Annotated in this window: 13 protein-coding genes; all 13 read left to right on the forward strand. The window is 64.8% G+C overall.

Features of this window, described 5'->3' with window-relative positions; genetic code table 11:
• Positions 1-118: 118 nt before the first annotated feature.
• Genes ASD07_RS25895 through ASD07_RS25955 form a run of 13 tightly spaced genes read left to right on the forward strand, consistent with a single transcriptional unit; the run spans position 119 to position 17,791 of the window.
• Positions 119-2,494, forward strand: a complete 2,376-nt coding sequence (locus ASD07_RS25895; protein ID WP_229207291.1) for a heparinase II/III family protein — start codon at positions 119-121, stop codon at positions 2,492-2,494.
• Positions 2,495-2,519: 25 nt separating this feature from the next.
• On the forward strand, positions 2,520-4,028 hold the full coding sequence (locus ASD07_RS25900) for a lipopolysaccharide biosynthesis protein (RefSeq protein WP_055937280.1): 1,509 nt from the start codon (positions 2,520-2,522) through the stop codon (positions 4,026-4,028).
• Positions 4,025-5,146, forward strand: coding sequence for a glycosyltransferase (locus tag ASD07_RS25905; protein WP_055937283.1), 1,122 nt, complete (start codon positions 4,025-4,027; stop codon positions 5,144-5,146). Before ASD07_RS25900 ends, ASD07_RS25905 begins: the two co-directional genes overlap by 4 nt.
• Positions 5,143-6,117: a glycosyltransferase gene (locus ASD07_RS25910; RefSeq protein WP_055937286.1), complete on the forward strand. Its 975-nt coding sequence runs from the start codon at positions 5,143-5,145 to the stop codon at positions 6,115-6,117. The genes ASD07_RS25905 and ASD07_RS25910 overlap by 4 nt, the downstream gene beginning before the upstream one ends.
• Positions 6,118-6,120: 3 nt before the next feature.
• Entirely contained in the window at positions 6,121-7,374 is a 1,254-nt protein-coding gene (locus ASD07_RS25915) for a glycosyltransferase (RefSeq protein ID WP_055937289.1), read from the forward strand.
• The gene (locus ASD07_RS25920) at positions 7,355-8,701 is read left to right on the forward strand and encodes a phenylacetate--CoA ligase family protein (protein WP_055937292.1); all 1,347 of its coding nucleotides are present in this window, start codon (positions 7,355-7,357) and stop codon (positions 8,699-8,701) included. The genes ASD07_RS25915 and ASD07_RS25920 overlap by 20 nt, the downstream gene beginning before the upstream one ends.
• Positions 8,698-9,765: a glycosyltransferase family 4 protein gene (locus tag ASD07_RS25925; protein ID WP_055937295.1), complete on the forward strand. Its 1,068-nt coding sequence runs from the start codon at positions 8,698-8,700 to the stop codon at positions 9,763-9,765. Before ASD07_RS25920 ends, ASD07_RS25925 begins: the two co-directional genes overlap by 4 nt.
• The gene (locus tag ASD07_RS25930; protein ID WP_055937298.1) at positions 9,762-11,720 is read left to right on the forward strand and encodes an alginate lyase family protein; all 1,959 of its coding nucleotides are present in this window, start codon (positions 9,762-9,764) and stop codon (positions 11,718-11,720) included. Before ASD07_RS25925 ends, ASD07_RS25930 begins: the two co-directional genes overlap by 4 nt.
• The gene (locus ASD07_RS25935) at positions 11,717-13,027 is read left to right on the forward strand and encodes a nucleotide sugar dehydrogenase (RefSeq protein ID WP_055937302.1); all 1,311 of its coding nucleotides are present in this window, start codon (positions 11,717-11,719) and stop codon (positions 13,025-13,027) included. Before ASD07_RS25930 ends, ASD07_RS25935 begins: the two co-directional genes overlap by 4 nt.
• Positions 13,011-14,252 carry a glycosyltransferase family 4 protein gene (locus ASD07_RS25940; RefSeq protein WP_055937305.1) on the forward strand — a complete coding sequence of 414 codons (1,242 nt, stop codon included), beginning with the start codon at positions 13,011-13,013 and terminating at the stop codon, positions 14,250-14,252. Before ASD07_RS25935 ends, ASD07_RS25940 begins: the two co-directional genes overlap by 17 nt.
• Positions 14,249-15,403, forward strand: a complete 1,155-nt coding sequence (locus ASD07_RS25945) for a sugar phosphate nucleotidyltransferase (protein WP_055937308.1) — start codon at positions 14,249-14,251, stop codon at positions 15,401-15,403. The genes ASD07_RS25940 and ASD07_RS25945 overlap by 4 nt, the downstream gene beginning before the upstream one ends.
• Complete coding sequence (locus ASD07_RS25950) at positions 15,400-16,815, forward strand: mannose-1-phosphate guanylyltransferase/mannose-6-phosphate isomerase (RefSeq protein WP_055937311.1); 1,416 nt, start codon at positions 15,400-15,402, stop codon at positions 16,813-16,815. Before ASD07_RS25945 ends, ASD07_RS25950 begins: the two co-directional genes overlap by 4 nt.
• Positions 16,796-17,791, forward strand: coding sequence for a TIGR03790 family protein (locus ASD07_RS25955; RefSeq protein ID WP_055937314.1), 996 nt, complete (start codon positions 16,796-16,798; stop codon positions 17,789-17,791). Before ASD07_RS25950 ends, ASD07_RS25955 begins: the two co-directional genes overlap by 20 nt.
• The last annotated feature ends 82 nt before the right edge of the window (positions 17,792-17,873 follow it).

Raw genomic sequence — 17,873 nt, forward strand, 5'->3', positions numbered from 1 at the left:
AACTTTTGTCGCACAGAAACGAATTTGTGAAATGCGTGATGTAGACTTTCCTTGTTGTGACGGATCAAATCGCGGTTAACTTATTGATTCGCAAACGAAATTGTCTGGAGAGTATCACATGAAATTCGTTAAATATTCCCTCTTGCCCTATGCTGTTTTCGCAGCGTTGACCACCTTCGCCCCCGCCAGTCGCGCTGACTGGGCGATCTCTGCCAACATCGAAGCCGTGCGCCCGGCGCCGGACAAAATGCAATTGCAGCCACAGAACCCCCCCGGCTTTTCCTGGTCGCGTTATCCGATTGCCACGTCATCGACGTGGTACCTGGTGATCATCCAGCCGCCGGGCACGGCATCGCCGGTCAAGTATGTGGTGCCGCGCAACTGGCTGCTGCCGACCCATGCGTTCCCCACTGCCGGCATCTATACCTGGAAAGTTGCGCCCTTCACCCGCACCCAGGCGATGAACGATGCCGATGCGGCAGCGCGCAGCAAGGCCAAGGCGGCCGGTTCCAACCTGGCGCAGATCGAAGCCGCGGCCGAAGCGGCGGTGGTGCCGTTGGCGGAAGCGGTGGCCAAGGACTGGTCGACGGTGCGCAGTTTCACCATCGACAGCAGCGCCACCAAATTCGAGGTGTACGACAATGCAACCCTGCGCGACAATGTGTTGCGGCATGGCCGTTCACGCATGCTGTCGCCGACTTTCCTGCCTTACCTGAAATGGAACTCGGCCATGGTCACCGAGCGCGGCGACCAGGTGCGGCGCCTGATCGAAACCGTGCAGTCGCGCATGACCATGGCGCCGGTCAAGGACAGCGACTGGCCGCTCATCAGCAGCGGCACCATGACGACGGCGCTGAGCAACCAGAATTCCGACATCCGCAATCGCATCAACCGCACTTCGCACCAGGTGGAAGCAGCGGCCCTGCTGTACCGCCTGAAGCAGGGGGAAGCGATTGCCACCGCATACCTGAACGAAGCGATCAAACGGGGCGATGAACTGGCCGCACTGAGCCCGACCGGGCCAACCAGCTATGCCAACCAGGACCAGGCTACCCGTACCATTGCCATGTCGCTGTCGAAGGCGCTGGACATGCTGTGGAATAACCTCGACGCGACGCGCAAGGCAAGCTGGCAATCGAATATTGCACGCCGCACGAGCGATATCTACAACGACCTTTCGGGCAGCAACGGGCGCATGGACCAATACCCATACGATGCGCACGGCGGCAATACGCTGGGCTTCCTGGCATTGATCGCTGCGCTGAACCTGGGCGACGTGCCGGCGGCCCAGACCTGGTTCGACTTCGCAGTGCGCACCTATGTGCACCAGGTCTACACCTGGAGCGGCCCGGAAGGCGGCTATGCCAACGGTACCGCATATGGCCAGGCCGCAGCCGACTTTTCGGTGCAGATCTGGGACCCGTTGAGCCAGGCGCTGGGGGTGTCGATCTACCGCAAGCCCTGGTCGGACGGCTTCCTGCGCTTCATGGCACACTTCGTTCCTCCTGGGGCGCCGAACCATGTGTTTGGCGATGGCCACGAGGACGTGCCGAATACCTATTTGCTGAAGGCTTTTGCTTCGCGCTTCAATACGCCGGCGGCCAAGTGGTACTACAACGGCATGGCCGGGGTGGAAGATCCGCTGACCCTGCTGCAGGCGCCATCGCCGCTGCCGGTCAGCACCGTCACGACCGCGGTGCCGCCGCCGAACGGCGCGTTCTATCCGAGCGTGGGATGGGCCGCGATGCACAGTTCCCTGGCGGACACGAAACGCACTTCGCTGTATTTCAAGTCCAGCCCCTACGGCTCGTATAACCACAGCCATGGCGACCAGAATTCAATCGTGCTCAACAGCGGGGGCAAACGGCTGCTGATCGAGGCCGGGTATTACGACTGGTACGGCTCACCGCTGTGGAGCAGCTGGTACCGCGCCACCAAGTCGCATAATGCGGTCACTTACGACAATGGCATAGGGCAGCGGATCGAGGGCAATACGGTGAACCTGGGCCGCAACGGCAAGATCACCGGCTTCTCGACTACCTCCGCCATGGACTATGTGGAGGGCGACGCCACGCCGGCGTTTGAAGGTGCGCTGTCGCTCAATCGCCGCAAGGTGTGGTACTTCCGCAGCCAGGACGCAGCGGTCGTGATGGATACGCTGACGGCGCCGGTGGCCCATGCCTGGGAGTGGAATTTCCATGCCGCGGTAGCGATCACGGTCAATTCAGGCGGCACGGCCACCATCGTCAATGGCGACCGTTCGCTGTGCGTGAGTTCGCTCACGCCGGGGGCAAGCCTGGTCAAGCGCGACGGGCCGGCGCCGCGCACGGGCATCGAGGAGCATGCGGCATTTACGCGCCCGGCTGCACTCAAGGGCGAATTCGTGGTGCTGCTGGATGTGGGCTGCAAGAAGCCGGCGGTCAATCTGACCACGGGCACCACCAGCCGCGTGCTGACGGTGGGCAGCCAGACCATCACCTTGCCGCTGCCTTGAGCCGCCAGGGGGACAGAGCCATGCTATGACAGCACCATACTCGGGTTCCCAAACGCGGCGCAATATTGCCGCCTTCCTGGTAGGCAAGGTGCCTACCGCCGTGCTGACAGCCAGCGTGCTCGGGCTGTCGGCACGCGTCCTGCCGGCTGTCGAATTCGGCCACTACGTGATCGCCATGGCGCTGGTGGAACTCGTGCTTGGCTTGTCGAGCTTTGGCCTCGACTGGGTCCTGCTGCGCTTCCTGCCTGAATATCGTTTGCGCGGCAGCCGCCATGCGCTGGCGCGCCTGGTGGTTGCCGTCGCCGCCAGCCGCCTGCTGCTGCTGGCGGTGGTTGCCGGCGGCCTGCTGTCGGCGCGCGGGCAGGGCTGGCTGCCAGCGAGCTTCCCGCCTGAGCTGGCCGGCGTGGCGGCAATCCTGCTGGTGGTGGAAGGCGTGATGCGCATCTTGCGCGACAACACGCTGGAGGCGCTGGCCCTGCAGTCGCGCATGCAAATCGTCACGCTGCTGCGCGGCGCGGTCATCGCCTGCGCCTTGCTGGCAATGGGCAGCGGCACGGCGCGCCAGCTGTTGTTGGCCGAGCTGGCAGCAAGCCTTGGTGCGCTGCTGCTGGCGGCGGGTTTCCTGGCCCATGCCGTGCGCAAGCTGCCGGCCCGGGCGCAGGATGGGTGGCAGCCGCCCAGCCGTGCGCAAATGCGTGCGGTGGCGCTGCATAACTACGCCAGCGGCATTGTCGAATACCTGTACTCGCCGTCCTGCCTGATCCTGCTGCTGGCGCGCAGCCAGGCACCGGAAGCCATGGCGGGGCTGGGATTCGTCCTGCGTTTGACGGACATCATCCGCAACTACATGCCGGGCATGGTAATTTTTTCGGTAGTGCGTTCGCGCATGATCGGCGCCTATGCCGGCAATCGCGACTACGGCGAATTGCAGCGCTGGGCGCACTTCGTGTTCAAGGTCAGCGCATTGAGCCTGCTGCCGGTGCTGGCGGTGGCCGCGGTGTATGGCGACCTGGTGCTGCAGCTGGCCAGCGGCGGCCGCTTTGGCGAGTACCGCTTGCTGTTTGCGGTGCTGTGCGGCTGGCTGGCGCTGCGCCTGCATCGCCTGATCCTCAACGTGGTTTGCAATGCGGTTGGCCTGATGGGCATGTGGGCGCTGGCGTCGCTGTGCTCCTTGCTGGTGCTGCCCCTGCTGGCCTGGCTCGGTTCGGTGGCGCTTGGCTTGTGGCTGGTGCCGGCCGCCTTGCTGGGCAATGAGCTGATCGTAAACGGGCTGGTCGTGGCCGGCATGCGGCGCCGTGGATTTGCATGGCCGCTGGGATTGCGCTGGTGGGCGCGCGCGCTGTTGGCGATTGCTGCGGCAGCCGTTGTGGCATGGCTGTTGCCGGGGCAAGGCGTGCTTGCTGCTGCTGTGGGAACCCTGCTGTTGTGCGCCGTTTTTACGGTAGCGCTGTTATTGTCGGGTGCAATTGATGAGAAAGATCGACAGCTCATCAATCGAGTGCTGGGACGCCAACTACTGCGCGAGGCTACATGAAAGTGCTTGCCATCTATCCAGGATTGAATCCTACCTTCGACGAGGTGGCGTATGTGCTGCCGCCGCTGGTTGCGAGGGGCGTGGCAGTGGAAGTCGTGACGTCGCGCGTGTCGGCGCTTAAGAGTTCGGAGCCGGGCGCGGCATACGAGAATTTCCAGGGCGTGCCGATTCACCGCATCTTCCCCAGCCTGCGTGCCTTGTCGCACGAAGCGCAGCATTACCTGCCGCAGGTGCGTGAAATCGCCGATGCCTTCAAGCCCGATGTGCTGCTGGTGAATTCCTTCCACACCTTGCCGCTGCTGGAGATGCTGCGCCCGCTGTATCCGGTGCCGGTGCTGCTGCGGGTGGAATCGGCCGATCCGGTGCAACTGCTGCGGCGGCGCTATTACGGCGGCGTGCCGGCGATCGGCCGCGTCGCCGGGCGCATGCGCTGGTGGCAGGTGTGCGGGCAGGTCGATGCGCTGATGAGCAACGATCCGGCCGACCTGCCGCAACTGGCGGCGCTCGGCTTGCGCGGAAGGCGGGCATATTACGCGGCACATTGCGCGCAGCGGCCGGCGGACTGGCGGCCGGCGCGCGAACGGCGGCAGGGGGAAATGATCTACGTCGGTTCATTGATCCGCCACAAGAATTGCGAGCGCTGGCTGGAGACTGTGCCGGCCATCCTGGAGCACACGCCGGTGGAGCGTTTCGTGGTCATCGGACGCGGGCCCTACGCCCACATCGTCAAACAATTGCAGGAGCGCCTTGGCGAGCGCGTCGAACACGTGGAAGGCGTGACCCGTGCCGAAGCCTTGCAGCGCCTGTCGTCGGCGTGGTTCTCCTATACCGAAAGCAATTCCGGCTGGGGCTTCCTGTGCGATTCATGGTCGACCCGCACCCCGGTCCTGTGCCCGCAGTCGACCTTCAGCATCGTCCCCGGCTGGACCGGCATGATGCCGCAGGACGTGCCGGCCATGCTGGCCACCATCAACCGCCTGTACGACGACGCGGAGTACTACAGCACCCTGCAGGACGGCGGCGCCTTGCGCTACGCATCCGAGCATACCGCGGACGTGGTGAGCCGGCAGTACCTGCAGATCCTGCGCGAAGTGGTGGCGGAGGGCCGGCGGCCATGATCCACGTGCTCCTGCCGCAAGCCGGCAGCTATCGCGACATCACCGGGTACCTGCGCGAGCGCGGTGCGCAGGTGACGGTCGTGGCATCCGGCGCGCAGGGCATGAGCGGCAAGCTCGCGATCGTGATGTCCATGTTGTCGCCAAAGCTGTTGCGCTGTTTCGGCTTATGGAAGCGGACGGATCGCGTACTGGTCGTCGGCTGGCAAGCCTTGCCGGTGCTGGCGCTGGTCAAGGCGCGATTGCTGCCGCGACCCGAACGCCTGCTGGTGATGAGCTGCTTCGTGCACGGCAAGCGGGCGCGCCGGCTTGCCGACCGCGTGCTGCGAGCGCTGCGCGTGCCGGGCCTGGGCTTTATCGCCTTCTCCCCGGGCGAGGCGCGCAACCTGGTGCAGAACGTCGGCATGGCGGAGCACGACGTGCATTGCCATCTGTGGCGGCAGGAACTCGATGGCCGCGCTTCGCCGCAGGGCGACGACGGCAGCATTTTCGCCGGCGGCTTTTCCAACCGCGATTACGACTTGCTGCTGGAGGCGGCCGAACCGCTGCCGGCGCCGCTGGTGATCGTGGCTTCGCAGCGCAACCAGATCCGCCAGCCGGCGCGCGGCAGCACGCGCATCCTGCGCGATTTGCCGGAGGCTGAATTTGAAGGCCTGCTGGCGCGCAGCAGCGTGGTGGCGATGCCGCTGCGCGGCCTCGGCGAAGCATGCGGGCAGAGCGTCCTGCTGCGCGTGCTGCGGCACGGCAAGCCGCTGGTGGCGACCCGCCACGAAGCGATCGAAGCGTATCTTGGCGCAGACTATCCCGGCTTTGTGCCGCACGACGATGTGCAGGCGATGCGCCAGGCGCTGGCCCATGCGCTCGAACATCCGGCTCGGCGCGAGGAGCTGGCGCAGCGCGTGCGGCTGGCCGCGGGAAAGCTGGAAGGGCGAGGCGAACCGGGCGCTGAAATTGAGCAGTTCTTGCTAGGATGAAGCATGGCCCGCCCAGTCCGCATCTTGCAGCTCGTGCCGGAACCCCTGCCGACTTTTCGCGCCGACGTGGCGACCCTGTTTGGCAAATACCTGCCGCGCCATGGCGTGCAATGCCACCTGGTCGGCAAAGGCAGCGCGGCACCAGCCGATAACCAGGGCTTCGCCTCTTCACGGCGGGCGCGGGCCGGTGCGCGCTGGAAAGCGGAACTGTCTTTTCTCTGGCTATGCCTGCGCGCCTTGCTTGGCGCTGACCGCCGCAGCCACGATGCGGTGCAAGTGCGCGATATGGTCAGCATAGGCTTGCTGGCATTGCTGGTGGCGCGCATGAAGGGATTGCCGATGATGTACTGGCTGTCTTACCTGATGAGCGAAGGACGCATCGAGCGGGCGCAGGATGAGCTGGCGCGGCTGCAGGGCCGCAGCGGCTTGCGCCGCCTGCGGGCGCGCCTCGTGCTTGCGAAGGGGCTTGCCGAGCGCTGGCTGCTGTACCGCGTGCTGCTGCCGCGCGCCGACCATGTGTTCGTGCAAAGCGAGGCGATGGCCGCCCTGGTGGCGCGGCATGGCGTGCCTGCGGGGCGCATCAGTGCCGTGCCGATGGGGGTCGACATGGAAGCGCTGGCGCAGCCCGGCTTGCGGCCGGCGGCGCGCGCTTGGCCTGGCTGGGAGGGGCGGCCGGTGGTGGCCTACCTCGGCACGCTGGACCGGGCGCGCTGCCTGGAGCGCGTGCTCGATGCGCTGGTACTGGTGCGGCGCGAGCTGCCGGATGCGAGACTGCTGCTGATCGGCAGTTCGCCGCAGCAGGACGATGTGCCGCAATTGCTCGGCGCCGCGCGCGCCAAGGGACTGGCCGATGCGGTGCAGGTCACCGGTTGGCTGCCGCCCGCGCAAGCCTGGGAATTCCTGCTCGGTGCGCAGGCCGCCATCTCGTATGTGCCGCGCGGCGCACTGTACGACGTCAGCTCGCCGACCAAGTTGCTGGAGTACCTGGCGCTGGGCATGCCTTGCGTCGGCAACGATATCCCCGACCAGGAAGCGGTGCTGGCCGCGAGCGGTGCCGGCTGGCTGGCGGCGAGTACGCCGCGGGCCATGGCCGAAGGCTTGCTGGCCATCCTGCGCGACCCGCAGGCCGCCCGTGAACGCGCCGCGGCTGGCCCGGCCTATATCGAAGCGGCGCGCAGCTACCGCGTGCTGGGCGCAGCGGTGGCGCAGCGCTATCAGAACCTGGTGGGAGGCGATCATGCTGGCCGAATTGCGTAAAGAGTTCCTGTACGGCGGGCGCGCGCTGGTGCGCGACAATGCGCTGAGCCAGCGCCTGGTGCAGCGCCTGCGCCGGCATGAGTTGATGGACGACTATGCCTTGAAGGTGCTGGGCGACCGCCTGTTGCACCGCAGCCTGCAAGCGGCCATCGGCAAGCTACCCTACTATGCGCACATCACGACCGACTTCTCGCCGGTTGAGGCGCGGCAGGCCTTGCGCGAGCTGTTCCCGATTGTCGACAAGGCGACCTTGCTGGAACATCCGCTGGCGCTGTATCCGAACCGCGGCAGCAAGCGTCCATGGCAGGCGCTGGGCAAGACCAGCGGCACCACGGGCACGCCGCTGGTGATCATCCGCAGCCTGCATTCGGTGCAGATGGAACAGGCCTTCATCAAGCGCCACTGGAGCTGGGGCGGTTATGTCGACGGCATGCCGCGCGCCACGCTGCGCGGCGACATGGTGGCCGGGCTGGAGCGGCAACGCCCGCCGTTCTGGTTCGAGAACCGCTACAACCGCCAGCTGCTGCTGTCGTCGCGCCACCTGACCGACCGCTGCATCGATCCCATCATCGACAAGCTGCGCGAATTCGCGCCGGCCATGCTGCAGGCTTACCCGTCCACCGCCTACACGCTGGCGCAGCAGCTGGAGCGGCGCGGCACGTCCTTGTCCATTCCCCGCCTGTTCACGGCTTCCGAGCCGCTGTACCCGCACCAGCAGGAACTGATCCGCGAACGCCTGGCCGGAAAGATCATGGACATGTACGGCATGGCGGAGCGGGTGGCGTTTGCCACGCAGTGCGAGTACGGTTCGATGCACGTCAATCCGGACTATTCGCACGTTGAAATCCTGGACGACCATGGCGAGCCGACCGACGGCTACGGGCATGTGGTTGGCACCACCTTGCATAACCTGGCGATGCCGCTGGTGCGCTACCGCCTGAGCGACCGTACGCGCTGGCGCCACGGCCATTGCCTGTGCGGCCGGCCGTTCCCGATGATCGAGCCGGTCAGCGGCAAGCTGGAAGACCGCATCACCGGCGGCGACGGTTCCGAAGTCAGTCCTTCGGTACTGACTTTTGCCTTCAAGGGCGTGGAAAACGTGCGCAAGTCGCAGGTGGCCCAGGTCGGGCCGGGCATCTGGGAATTGCGGCTGGTGCCCGATGTGCGCTTCTCGCAGGCGGACCAGGACAAGCTGCTGCACAACATCCGCCACCTGGTCGATGCGACGGTGCAGGTAAGGGTGGTGCTGCGCGACGAGCTGCCGAATACGGCGGCCGGCAAGTTCCGCTGGGTGGTCAATGAATGGAAGGACGGACAGCGTACATGAAAACCATCGTCATGCTGGGAACCGGGATGGACACCATGGGCGGCATCGCTTCCGTGGTGAGGGTGTATCAGCAGGCCGGCATGCTGCGGCGCTTCGGCGTACGCTACCTGGCCACGCATTGCGATGGCAGCCGGTGGCGCAAGCTGCGCGCGATGCTGGCTGCCTACGCGGCGTTTGCCGCGATGCTGTTGCGCGGCCAGGTCGGGCTGGTGCACGTGCACGTGGCTTCGCGCGCCAGCTTCTGGCGCAAGTCGGGCTTTTTCCTGCTGGCTTTCGCTGCGCGCGTGCCGGCGATCCTGCACCTGCACGGAGCGGAGTTTGCGATGTTCTACGGCGAGGAGTGCGGGCCCTGGCGCAAGCGCTTCGTGCGTTTCATTTTCGACCGCAGCACGCGCGTGGTGGTGCTGTCGGAGGCATGGCGCTGCTGGGTGGAGGGGATGTCGCGCAACCCGCATGTCGAGGCGATATACAACCCGGTGCTGCTGCCGGCCGCGAGTTCCTGGGAACAGCGGCGGCGCGGCGCGGTGCTGTCGCTGGGCCGGCTGGGGCGGCGCAAGGGCAGCTACGACCTGCTGCAGGCGGCGGCGCGCGTGGCGCCGCAGGTCGCTGTGCTGGAATTGCGGCTGGGCGGCGATGGCGAGCTCGATGCGGTGCGCCAGCGCGCCGCGCAGCTGGGTATTGCCAGCCAGCTCAACCTGCTGGGCTGGGTCGGGGCGGAAAGCCGCCGGCAGCAGCTGGCGCTGGCCTCCCTCTACGCGCTGCCCTCGTATAACGAAGGTTTGCCGATGAGCGTGCTGGAGGCGATGGCGGCCGGCCTGCCCGTGCTGGCCACGCCGGTGGGCGGCATTCCGGAAGCGGTGGCCGACGGCGTGGAGGGCTTCCTCGTTGCGCCGGGCGATGTCGATGCGCTGGCGGCGCGGCTGGCGCAACTGCTGGAAGACGATGCGCTGGCGCGGCGCATGGGGGAGGCAGCGCGGCGCAAGGTGGAATCCACCTTCAGCAGCGATGCCGTATTGCCGCGGCTTGAGCGGCTGTATCGCGAACTGGGATTTTTGCCGCAATGACTGCACTGGCCTGGAAAATCAATCGCCTCAAACTGATGGGGCCTGCCGAAGTTGTCTGGCGTATGCACCAGCTGGCGCGCCGCAAAGCCGCCGCGATGGGGCTGGGGCTGGCCAGCTATCCGCCGGTGCCGGCCCTGGATCGTTTCGGCGCCGCCTTTCTTGCCGCACCAGCGGAGGTGGAGGCCGGCGCGCTGTGCATGGCAGCCGATGCGCTGCTGGCAGGGCGCTGGAACGTGTTTGCATTGGAAGGGGCGCCGCTGGGCTTTCCGCCGCAGTGGAACCGCGACCCGCGCAGCGGCACCAGCGCGCCGATGGCGCCGGGGCCGTCCATCGATTACCGCGCCGCGTCGCTGGTGGGCGATATCAAATACCTGTGGGAGCCGAGCCGGCACCTGGAGCTGGTGACCTTGGCCCAGGCCTGGCGCTGCAGCGGCGAGCGGAAATACCGCGACGGTGCGCGCACGCTGCTCATTTCCTGGCTCGATCAATGCCCCTATCCGCAAGGCGTGCACTGGGCCAGTTCGCTGGAGCTCGGCGTGCGCCTGCTGAACTGGTCGGCCGCCTGGCAACTGCTGGACGGCAGCCTTGACGACGATTGGCGTCACCGCTGGCTGAATGCGGTCTACAAGCACTGCCACTTTATCAGCCACCACCTGTCGCGCCACTCGTCCGCCAACAACCATCTGCTCGGCGAGTACATGGGCCTGTACATCGCGAGCGTGCAATGGCCCTGCTGGCCCGAGAGCGTACGCTGGCGCGCGCGCGCCGAACGCGGCCTGGCCGAGCAGGGCTTGCAGCAGAACTGGGAGGATGGCGTCAACAAGGAGCAGGCGATCTATTATCACCACGAGGTGATGGACATGATGCTGCTATGCCAGCTCGCCGCGCAAGCCAACGGCGCCAGCTTCCCGCCCGGGTGGCTGGCTCGCCTTGAGCGCATGGCGGAATTCCTCGCGGCGCTGATGGACGTGGGCGGCAATGTGCCGATGACCGGCGATGCCGATGATGCCCGCATGCTGCGCCTGGACGCATCTGGCGCAGCGCCGTACCGCTCCCTGCTTGCCAGCGCGGCGCTGCTGTTCGGGCGCGCCGACTTCAAGGCCAAGGCCGGCGCGCTGGATGAGCGCAACCGCTGGCTGTTCGCCGATGCCGATGCGCGCTGGGCCGCGTTGCCGTCTGGCGTGCCGGGTGAACGGGAAACGCCGCGCCTGGCTTTCCCGCAAGGCGGCTATTACCTGCTTGGAAAGGATTTCGGCACGCCGCAGGAAGTGCGCATCGTGGTCGATTGCGGACCGCTGGGCTATCTCTCGCTGGCAGCGCATGGGCATGCCGATGCGCTGGCCTTCACGCTCTCCATGGGCGGGCAGGAAATGCTGGTCGATCCCGGTACTTACGCCTACCACACGCAGCGCCAGTGGCGCGACTATTTCCGCAGTACTGCGGCGCATAACACCGTGCAAGTCGATGGGCTGGACCAGTCGGAAATCGGCGGCAACTTCATGTGGCTGCGTAAGGCCAACGCTGTGGCGTTGTCGCACGACGCGACTCATTTCTTTGAGGGAAAACAAGACGGCTATATGCGCTTGCGCGATCCTGTCATGCACCGGCGCATCATTCGTTTCGATTCCCAAAAGAACGCGCTCGTTGTTGAAGATATCCTAGAATGTTTTGGCGAGCACGAGGTAGCCCTGCACTGGCATTTTGCAGAAGGCTGCCATGCCGAAACGGTTGGGCAAGCTTTGCATATCGCCAAGCGGGATAAGGGTTTGCACATGTCATGCCGGTTCGGGAATGGGCCGCAACTCCATTGCGCCAGCACGGCGCCAATCGCGGGATGGATCTCGCGCAGCTTTGACAGCAAAGCCGGCATCACGACAGCAGCGTGGCGCGGAGCGATACGCGGCACCAGCACGATCGTGACCGAAATTACCTTACTGGAAGGAGCGTCATCGTGAAGATCAGTATCTTTGGCATGGGCTATGTAGGTGCAGTTTCGGCAGGCTGCCTGGCGGCAGAAGGCCATACGGTCATCGGGGTCGACCCGAACCGCACCAAGGTTGGGCTGATCAACGAAGGACGGACGCCGATCATCGAAAAGGATATCGGCGAGATGATTGCAAATGCGGTGCGTGACGGCCGCCTGCGCGCTACCGACAGTGTGCGCGATGCCGTGATGTCGAGCGAGATCTCGCTGGTGTGCGTCGGCACGCCATCGCAGATGAACGGCAACCTCGATCTGAGCGCGGTACGCAAGGTGTGCGAGCAGATCGGCCATGCGCTGCGCGAGAAGGAGAGCTTCCACGTGGTGGTGGCGCGCAGCACGATGCTGCCCGGCTCCATGCGTTCGCTGGTGATTCCGACGCTGGAGCAGGCGTCCGGAAAACGTGCGGGCATCGATTTCGGCGTGTGCGGCAATCCGGAATTCCTGCGCGAGGGCACGGCGGTGCACGATTACCACCACCCGCCGAAGACGGTGATCGGCGAGACCGACGAGCGCTCCGGCGACCTGCTGCTGCAGCTGTATGCGGGCATGGATGCACCGGTGGTGCGCACCGACGTCGAGACGGCGGAAATGGTGAAGTACACCGACAATACCTGGCACGCGCTGAAAGTCGATTTCGCCAATGAGATCGGAAATATCTGCAAGGCGGTCGGCATTGACGGCCACGAGGTGATGGAGATCTTCTGCAAGGACACCAAGCTGAATCTCTCGCCGTATTACATGAAGCCAGGTTTTGCCTTTGGCGGCTCCTGCCTGCCGAAAGACGTGCGCGCGCTGATCTACAAGGCGCGCCAGCTCGACCTGGAACTGCCGCTGCTGAACGCCATCCTGCCATCCAACCACAAGCAGGTGGAAAAGGGCTTGAAGATGGTGATGGAAAAGCCGGGCAGGAAAGTCGGCATCCTCGGCTTCTCTTTCAAGGCCGGCACCGACGACCTGCGCGAATCGCCGCTGGTGGACGTGATCGAGCACCTGATCGGCAAGGGCTACGACCTGCGCTTGTACGACAGGAATGTGAAGCTGGCGGCGCTGACCGGCGCCAACCAGGACTACATCATGAACATCATTCCCCACATCTCGCGGCTGATGGTCGATTCGATGGATGCGGTCCTTGCGTTTGCCGACACGGTGGTGATCGGCAATGGCGCGCCGGAATTCCAGGCCGTACCTGACAAGCTGCGGCCGGGACAGCACCTGGTGGACCTGGTGCGCGTCTCGGGCAAGCAGAGCGAAGGGGCGTACGATGGCATCTGCTGGTAACCGCGAAGAGCAGCGCCGTGTGCTTATCATCGTCGAAAACCTGCCATCGCCGTTTGACCGGCGCGTATGGCAGGAAGCGACGACGCTGCATGCCAATGGCTACCAGGTAGCGATCATCTGCCCGACCGGCAAGGGTTATGAGTCGCGCTACGAGGAACTGGACGGCATCCATATCTACCGCTACAAGCTGCCGATGGAGGCGCAGGGCGCCCTGGGCTATGCCATCGAGTATTCGGCGGCGCTGTTCCATAGTTCGCGCCTGGCGTGGAAGGTGCTGTTACGCCACGGTTTCGACGTCATCCATGCCTGCAATCCGCCCGACCTGCTGTTCCTGGTCGGCGGCTTCTTCAAGTTCTTGCTGGGCAAGCGCTTCCTGTTCGACCACCATGACATCAATCCTGAACTGTATGAAGCCAAGTTCGGGCGGCGCGACTTCTTCTACAAGCTGATGGTCTGGCTGGAGCGGCTGTCGTTCCGCACCGCCGACGTGTCGATTGCCACCAACGATTCGTATAAGCGCATCGCCATCGGTCGCGGCGGCATGGATCCCGACAAGGTGTACGTGGTGCGCAGCGGACCCAAGCTGGACCGCCTGCGCGTGCTGCCGCCGCTGCAGCAGCTGAAGCAGGGCAGGCGTTTCCTGGTCGGCTATGTCGGCGTGATGGGGGCGCAGGAAGGCATCGACCTGCTGCTGCAAAGCGTGCGCGTGGTGGTGCACGAGATGGGGCGGCGCGACGTGCATTTCGGCCTGGTTGGCGGCGGCACTTCGCTGGAGGAGATGAAAACGCTGGCGCGCGAGCTCGGCGTAGCCGAGTACGTGACGTTTACGGGGCGGGTGCCCGACCAGCAGTTGCTGGAAATGCTGAACACGGCCGATGTGTGCGTGAATCCTGACGTTGCCAACGAAATGAACGACAAGTCCACCATGAACAAGATCATGGAGTACATGGCGCTGGGCAAGCCGATCGTGCAGTTCGACCTGACCGAGGGCCGTGTATCGGCGCAGGAAGCTTCGCTGTACGCGGCCAGGAACGACCCGGTCGACATGGCGCTGAAGATTGTGGAGTTGCTGGATGATCCGGAGCGGCGCGCGCGCATGGGTACTTATGGGCGCAACCGTGTGGTCAATGAACTTGAATGGGAATACGAGGCGCCCAAGCTGCTGGCAGCTTATGAGCGGCTGTACTCGGCGCCCGAGCTGATTCTGGAAAAGGACAACCTATGAAAGCGATGATTCTGGCGGCCGGCAAGGGCACGCGGGTGCGCCCTTTGACCTATGAACTGCCGAAGCCGATGATCCCGATCCTCGGCAAGCCCGTGATGGCCTACCTGGTTGAGCACCTGCAGCGGCATGGCGTCAGCGAGATCATGGTCAATGTCAGCTACCTGCATGAGAAGATCGAAGAGTATTTCGGCGAAGGGCACCAGTTCGGCGTGCAGATCGGCTATTCCTTTGAAGGCTATACCAACGACCAGGGCGAGGTCGTGCCGCAGCCGATCGGGTCCGCCGGCGGCATCAAGAAGATCCAGGAGTTCGGCGGGTTTTTCGACGAGACGGTGGTGGTGCTGTGCGGCGACGCGCTGATCGACCTGGATTTGAAGTCGGCACTGTACGAACACCGGCGCAAGGGCGCCCTGGCCACCGTGATTACGCGTGAAGTGCCGTGGGAGAAGGTGAGCAGTTATGGCGTGGTGGTCAGCGACGGCGGCGGCCGGGTGCTCGAATTCCAGGAAAAGCCATCGCGCGCGCAGGCCAAGTCGAATTGCGCCAGCACCGGCATTTACCTGTTCGAACCGGAAGTGATCGACCTGATTCCCTCCGGCCAGGAGTTCGATATCGGCTCCGAGCTGTTCCCCCTGCTGGCCCAGCGCGGCTTGCCGTTCTACTGCCAGACGCGCAAATTCGACTGGATCGATATCGGCAGCGTCAAGGATTACTGGGAAGTGCTGCAAGGCGTGCTGACCGGCGGCGTGGCGCACATGACGGTGCCGGGCGTGCAGGTGGAGGAGGGCGTGTGGGTCGGCCTGAACACCAGCATCGACTGGCATGGCACCCGCATCATCGGGCCGGTCTATATCGGCTCCGGTTGCCGCATCGAGGCCGGCGCCACCATCATCGGGCCGACGTGGATTGGCCACGGCAGCCACATTCGCAGCGGGGCAAGGGTAGTGCGCAGCGTGTTGTTCGAATATACTCGAGTCTTACCGGACGTTACACTCGACGAATTAATCGTGTTCAAAGAGTATAGTGTCGACCGCGCTGGCGAAATGCAGCATATTTCGCAAGCAGAAGGCGGAGGCTGGGCTAATGCGCGGGATCGCCGTGCGACCCGGCGTGCCGCGCATAATGTTGCCAAAGAGACAACTTTAATATGAAAATTTATCCCGTCATCCTGTCCGGCGGCGCCGGTACCCGGCTGTGGCCCTTGTCGCGCGCGGCGTTGCCGAAGCAGCTGCTGCCGCTGGTATCGGACAAGACGATGTTGCAGGAGACCGTGCAACGCCTGGCTGGCCGCAACGGCATGATGGCGCCGCTGATCGTGTGCGGCAACGAGCACCGCTTCCTGGTGGCCGAGCAGATGCGCGAAATCGGCGTCAGCCCGCTTGGCATCCTGCTGGAGCCGGTGGGGCGCAATACCGCGCCGGCGGTGGCCGCCGCCGCCCATTACCTGCAGGCGATCGATGCGCAAGCGCTCATGCTGGTGCTACCGGCCGACCATGTGATCAAGGACGTGGACTCTTTCTACGCTGCGATCGAGCGCGCCGCGACCCAGGCCGAAGGCGGCGCACTGGCCACCTTCGGCATCGTGCCGACCGCGCCGGAAACGGGCTATGGCTATATCCAGAGCGGCGAGCCGCTGCCGGCCGAAGGCTGCTACAAGGTCGGCAGGTTCGTCGAGAAGCCGGACCGCGAGACGGCGCAGGGCTTTATCGATGCCGGCAACTTCTTCTGGAACAGCGGCATGTTCCTGTTCCGCGCCGACGCCTTCCTGAAGGAGCTGGCGCAATTCCAGCCCGAGATGGCCAGATTCAGCGAGGAAGCGGTCAGCAAGGGCTATCGCGACCTGGATTTCTGCCGCCTCGACGAGGCGGCCTTCACGGCCTGCCCATCCGATTCCATCGACTACGCGGTGATGGAGCACACCAGGCAGGCTGTCGTGGCGCCGGCGGCGATCGGCTGGAACGACGTGGGCTCCTGGTCGGCGCTGGTCGACGTGCTGGAGGCCGACGGCAACGGCAATGTGACGCGCGGCGACGTGTACACCGATGATGCCAGGAACTGCCTGGTGCGCGCCGAGGGCCGCATCGTGGCGGCAATCGGCGTGCAGGACCTGGTGATCGTCGAGACTTCCGATGCGGTGCTGGTGGCGCACAAGGACCATGTGCAGCGCGTGAAGCAGGTGGTGGACCACCTGAAAGCCAGCGGCCGCACCGAGCATCTGCACCATACCAAGGTGTATCGTCCCTGGGGTTCGTACGAAGGCATCGACGTGGGCGAGCGCTTCCAGGTCAAACGCATCATCGTCAACCCGGGCGGCAAGCTGTCGCTGCAGATGCACCATCACCGCGCCGAACATTGGGTGGTGGTATCGGGGACGGCGCGCGTGACTTGCGGCGACAAGGTCAGCCTGCTGACCGAGAACGAATCGACCTATATCCCGATCGGCATGAGCCATCGCCTGGAGAATCCGGGCAAGCTGCCGCTGCACCTGATCGAAGTGCAGTCGGGCAGCTACCTCGGCGAGGACGATATCGTTCGCTTCGAGGATGTCTACCATCGCGGCTAGACGCTGCATTGTTGCCGCGCTCCTGCTGTCGGCAGCCGGGGCGCGCGCCCAACTCCAGCCGGCCCAGCTTGGGCTGGTGGTCAACGATGCCGATCCTGCCAGCGTGGCACTGGGCGCTTACTACGCCCGGTTGCGCGGCATCCCATCGGCGCGCATCGCCCATGTCAGTATTCCCGGCCAGCCGCATCGCCTCGATGCCGATGCCTTTGCGCGGCTGAAAACCGAAATCGACCGCCAGCTGCCTGGCGACGCGCGCGCCGTGCTGTTTGCCTGGACCGCTCCCTATGCGGTGGAATGCAATAGCCTGACCTCGGCCTATACACTGGGCTTCGATGCGGCGCAATGCGAGCGCAGCTGCGCGCCCGGGCGCAAAAATCCCTATTTCAATGGCAAGCTGCTGCCGCCCGGCATGCGGCTGTCGATGCTGTTGCCGGCCGAACCGCTGGAGGTGGCGCGCGCGGTGGCCGAACGCGGCAAGGCGGCCGGTTTCAGTGTGCCGCAAGCGGGCGCCTATTTCCTGCAGACCAGCGAGGCGGCGCGCAATACCCGGGCGCGCTTCTTTCCGCCCAGCGGCGCCATCCCGGCGCGCAAATTGACGATCCACACCTTGCAGCAGGACGTGCTGGAAGGAGCCCGCGATGTCATGCTCTACCAGACCGGACTGGCACAGGTCGGCAAGCTGGAGACCTTGCGCTTCCTGCCCGGCGCCCTGGCCGACCACCTGACGTCCTATGGCGGCGACCTGCTGGGCAGCGGCCAGATGAGCAGCCTGCGCTGGCTGGAGGCGGGCGCCACCGCCAGCTATGGCACGGTCAGCGAGCCCTGCAATCACTGGCAGAAATTTCCTCATCCGCAAATCCTGTTGCAGCATTACCTCAGCGGAGCCACCGCGATCGAAGCCTATTGGCGCAGCGTGGCATGGCCCGCGCAGGGCCTTTTCATAGGAGACCCGCTGGCGCGGCCCTATCCCCGTTAGTCCGTTTGGACTAATCGTGTGTCACCAACTAGTCATATCAAACAGTTAATATGCAAAAGAACAATAAAAAATTCCTTTTGGT

The sequence above is a fragment of the Duganella sp. Root336D2 genome, assembly GCF_001425005.1.
In the GTDB taxonomy this organism is placed as follows: Bacteria; Pseudomonadota; Gammaproteobacteria; order Burkholderiales; family Burkholderiaceae_D; genus Rugamonas.

Bases quoted from the DNA above. Each gene is read 5' to 3' on its own strand.
- ASD07_RS25895 (WP_229207291.1), top strand. From the start codon at position 119: ATGAAATTCGTTAAATATTCCCTCTTGCCCTATGCTGTTTTCGCAGCG.
- ASD07_RS25900 (WP_055937280.1), top strand. From the start codon at position 2,520: ATGACAGCACCATACTCGGGTTCCCAAACGCGGCGCAATATTGCCGCC.
- ASD07_RS25905 (WP_055937283.1), top strand. From the start codon at position 4,025: ATGAAAGTGCTTGCCATCTATCCAGGATTGAATCCTACCTTCGACGAG.
- ASD07_RS25910 (WP_055937286.1), top strand. From the start codon at position 5,143: ATGATCCACGTGCTCCTGCCGCAAGCCGGCAGCTATCGCGACATCACC.
- ASD07_RS25915 (WP_055937289.1), top strand. From the start codon at position 6,121: ATGGCCCGCCCAGTCCGCATCTTGCAGCTCGTGCCGGAACCCCTGCCG.
- ASD07_RS25920 (WP_055937292.1), top strand. From the start codon at position 7,355: ATGCTGGCCGAATTGCGTAAAGAGTTCCTGTACGGCGGGCGCGCGCTG.
- ASD07_RS25925 (WP_055937295.1), top strand. From the start codon at position 8,698: ATGAAAACCATCGTCATGCTGGGAACCGGGATGGACACCATGGGCGGC.
- ASD07_RS25930 (WP_055937298.1), top strand. From the start codon at position 9,762: ATGACTGCACTGGCCTGGAAAATCAATCGCCTCAAACTGATGGGGCCT.
- ASD07_RS25940 (WP_055937305.1), top strand. From the start codon at position 13,011: ATGGCATCTGCTGGTAACCGCGAAGAGCAGCGCCGTGTGCTTATCATC.
- ASD07_RS25945 (WP_055937308.1), top strand. From the start codon at position 14,249: ATGAAAGCGATGATTCTGGCGGCCGGCAAGGGCACGCGGGTGCGCCCT.
- ASD07_RS25950 (WP_055937311.1), top strand. From the start codon at position 15,400: ATGAAAATTTATCCCGTCATCCTGTCCGGCGGCGCCGGTACCCGGCTG.
- ASD07_RS25955 (WP_055937314.1), top strand. From the start codon at position 16,796: ATGTCTACCATCGCGGCTAGACGCTGCATTGTTGCCGCGCTCCTGCTG.